Raw genomic sequence first — 3,368 nt, 5'->3', positions numbered from 1 at the left:
AAATGCAATTAATTTATACAACGAAATAAGATTACATTTATCTTTAGACTATAAAACACCGAATATGGTATATAAATTATCAGCGTAAATTCAATTTTAACCTGTAGCCATATTTCAGGACGAGACAGCTGAAAAAAAATACGAATGAAAAACAAAATACTGATTTTACTACTGGCTATTCTACCAATAATTGGATTCAGTCAAAACCAAAATGAGAACGTTTTATACGTTGTAGATTCAATTCCAGTAATCGAAGAACCGAAAGAAGGATTTGGAACTTTGACTGAAAATGAAATTGACAGAGTTGAAGTCGTAAAAAACAAAGAAGCAATTGAGAAAACAGTATATAAAGACTTGGACGGAATTATTTATGTTTTTACAAAAGAATATGCAAAAAGACCTGACAGCATAAGAGCAATTCCAACAACCAAGTTGATGACCAAAAAAAATGGAACTTGGTATTTAAAAGGTAGTTCAACACCATATTCAGGTAGATTTATTGATTATTACCTAATTGGAAAAAAACAAGGAGAAGGAACTCTATTCAACGGAAAACTAAAGGGAAAACGTCTAATGTATCATATAAACGGAAACGTATCAAACGTAATTGAATACGAAAACGGACTTTCCAACGGAACGGAAAAACGATTTTATAAAGACGGAACTTTAATGCAAAAAGGCGAGTTTAAAAACGGACAAGAAATCGGAATTTGGGAAATGTATCATCCAAATGGACAATTAAAACAACGAACAAATTTTGTAAACGGAAAAATGGACGGAGAATCCGTTTCCTACTATTCAACAGGAGAAATAAAAGGAAATAACGTTTACAAAAATGGTGTTTACCAAAAGGATAAAGTAAACGACAAACTTTTCAAACTTTACAACGAATCACAAGAATTGTATAAAGAAGTAAACTATAAAGGAGCAATTAAAAAATTAGACAAAGCATTGGATTTGGATTCAAATTGGGCAGAAGGATATTTTGCAAGAGGAACTATGAAATTAAACGATTTTCAATTTGACGAGGCAATTAAGGATTTTGATAAAACCCTCGAAATTGAACCTTATTTTACAAATGCGTATTCTAACCGAGCTTTTGCAATTTTAAGAAAATACGAACTTGGAAATGGTCGAACTTTATCTAAATCAAAAGACATCCAAATAATCGCTTCAAAAGAAACTGAAATACCAGAATCGGAATTGGACAAAATTTGTGCGGATTTGAAAAAAGCTGTATCACTTGGAGATGATAATTGGATGGTTTTAGAAGCATTAGAAAAACATTGTAAAGAATAAAGCCAGTTGCCAACACCGTGTATAATTCATTGCTGGTTATAGCCTACTTACGAAAGTCCTCGCGGACTTTCTATCTGTGATTTATTTGCTAACTTTAGTGCTTAAAACACGCAACGAAATCATACACAAACACGTTGGGCTCAATTTAAGAAACAGCGAAACACTAAGTAAATATGATAATTCTAAAAATATTAGGAATCCTTATTGCATCCATAAGTGCCTTGATTGCAATATTCGGAGATACTACGAATAATGGGAAACTCAACAAAAAAGGTATCATTCTAATAATATTAGTTGCCCTTGGATTAATAAGCTCAATTTCTGTGGAGATACTTCAAAAGCATAATGAAGAGCATACTAAAAAATTGGAGCAAGAATGGGACATTACGGAAAAGCAACCTATTTTTAATTTTGAGTTTAATATTGCATTTAGGGAGGAATTAAATACTCAGGATTTTATTTCATTAGCAAAGGAAATATCTATCAAGTATACATTCTCTGAACCAAATGATATAGGAAGATATAAGGTTAATACGTTAAAGATAATAGAACTAGATTCAAGTTATATTCTGAAAGATAGATATAGACTTGCGAATATTGACTTAAAGGAGAATATTTTAGGGAAATCTGGTACATACTTCTATCCATATTATCGAGATACAGAAAAACCAGTAATTCTAAATAATGATTCGATTATGCAAAATCCTTCAATTGTAATCGGAGCTGATAAGGAAAAAGATTCATATTATGTAATTATTGGTAAATCTTTTACTAGGAATGGTTGGACATATTCATCAAATCGTGATATGGATTGGACAAGTGATACAATTCAACTTTGTGGTTTCGAAGCAAATCTACCTTGGAAATTTGTGAATACGAATATGAAATTAAACTCAATTTCTGATTTAGCTGATATTGCTGCAATTACAATTAAATTACCAGACCATTTGATTGATTTATCCAAAATTGATAATTTGACATTTGAGTTTCAAACTTCTGACAATCAAAGATTATTATGTGATTTAAGTAAATACCTTACTGATAATAAAGGAGAAAATTTAATCAGTATTTCAGGATTTGAATTATATAATCAATTAAAAGAATATTTCAACTATACTGGGGGAAGGAATGTTGCTCAAATAGAAATAAGATAGAAAAAACTGAGCCCAACACCGTGTAAAATTAATTGCTGGTTTTAGCTCACTTGGGAAATTCCTTCGGAATTTCGCCGTTCGTGATTAATCTAGTAAATTAGTTGCTTGAAACACGCAACTAATCTTACACAAACACGTTAGCTACAATTATGAAAAAAACAGTGATAGTTTTATTATTACTTTTTACTGGACTAAAATCGTTTAGTCAAAATAATTATTCAACTAATGAATTCAAAATTTCATTTGAATCAAGCGAGATTTTAGAAAAATACCCAACTGAATCTAAAAATGTTCNATTGATAATGGAAAAAAATATTCAATTTTCATTATTGCAATCCTAAATTATGATCTAGGACTAGCTTACGAAATTAGTATTGACTGTTATAATTTAAGCCAATCGGAAAGTATGAATATCATTGATAGCTTTAGAATAATAAAATAACTGTAGCTAACAACGTATATAAAAAATTGCTATTTTGGGCTAAATCAAAAGGTCGTTGCACGTTTGCTACGTCTGATTTTCCTTCGGAAAATCCACGCACGCAAACACGCAACTTTCCATATACAAAACCGTTAGCAAACATTTGATGAACAACCTCAAAACCATTTACATATTATTAGTTTTTTGTCTAATCTCTTGCAAAAAGTCAACGGAATTAAAGACTGAAAAAACAACTCTGAATAAAACGGAAATTGACACTTCTAAACGTTATCAAAGAATTAATATTCCTTACTATGAGAATGGAGAATTAGTAGGAGAAAACGAAGCCTATGTTTCGAAAAAAAAAGACACTTTTTGGAATACTTGGCTATTTTACAAAAAGGGAGTGATAGATAGTTCTAAAAGTAAATTTTTCGATTTCAATATTACTGGAAATAAAAAAGACTCAATTCTGAAAGGAAAAATCAGTATCT

General features: G+C 30.4%; 3 protein-coding genes. All 3 read left to right on the top strand.

Going from position 1 to position 3,368, the window contains the following annotated elements:
- The first annotated feature begins 144 nt into the window (after positions 1 to 144).
- A complete protein-coding gene (locus ACFSSB_RS07225) occupies positions 145 to 1,299 on the top strand; it encodes a hypothetical protein (protein WP_379902566.1) in 1,155 nt (384 codons plus the stop codon).
- Positions 1,300 to 1,472: 173 nt separating this feature from the next.
- On the top strand, positions 1,473 to 2,453 hold the full coding sequence (locus tag ACFSSB_RS07220; protein ID WP_379902564.1) for a hypothetical protein: 981 nt from the start codon (positions 1,473 to 1,475) through the stop codon (positions 2,451 to 2,453).
- A gap of 587 nt (positions 2,454 to 3,040) precedes the next feature.
- On the top strand, positions 3,041 to 3,368 hold a 328-nt coding region (locus ACFSSB_RS07215; RefSeq protein ID WP_379902562.1), incomplete at its 3' end, for a hypothetical protein.

It is taken from the genome of Lacinutrix gracilariae, assembly GCF_042684485.1.
In the GTDB taxonomy this organism is placed as follows: Bacteria; Bacteroidota; Bacteroidia; order Flavobacteriales; family Flavobacteriaceae; genus Oceanihabitans; species Oceanihabitans gracilariae.
The sequence above is the reverse complement of the archived record's forward strand: the minus strand, read 5'-3'. Positions and strand labels throughout refer to the sequence as shown.

Bases quoted from the DNA above. Each gene is read 5' to 3' on its own strand.
- ACFSSB_RS07220 (WP_379902564.1), top strand. From the start codon at position 1,473: ATGATAATTCTAAAAATATTAGGAATCCTTATTGCATCCATAAGTGCC.
- ACFSSB_RS07225 (WP_379902566.1), top strand. From the start codon at position 145: ATGAAAAACAAAATACTGATTTTACTACTGGCTATTCTACCAATAATT.